The organism is Bifidobacterium sp. UMB1197, from assembly GCF_030217745.1.
Taxonomy (GTDB): Bacteria; Actinomycetota; Actinomycetes; order Actinomycetales; family Bifidobacteriaceae; genus Bifidobacterium; species Bifidobacterium vaginale_B.
In genome coordinates, this window is the sequence record NZ_JASOOL010000081.1 from 1 (window position 1) to 252 (window position 252).

At 51.2% G+C, this 252-nt stretch carries 1 pseudogene; it reads left to right on the forward strand.

What is annotated here, in order from left to right:
• A pseudogene (locus QP420_RS06700) lies at positions 1–252 on the forward strand (peptidase); the annotation flags it as partial.

The window sequence follows — 252 nt, forward strand, 5'->3', positions numbered from 1 at the left end:
TCAGAAGAGTCTTGAGGAAGCTCAGAAGGCTTTGAATGAAGCTAAGCCTGCTCCAGCTGAAGCTGATCCAAAGAATTCTCAGGACACAAAGCCAGCTGAGACTTCTAAGGATGCAAAGGCTAAGCCAGGCCAGACTGGTGCCAATGGTGCTGCTGCTGGTGCTAAGACCACTGTGGTTGAGAAGAAGAAGGATGGCGGTAAGAAGTTGCCTGGTACTGGTGTTGGCGTAACTTTGACCGCTTTGGCTGCCAC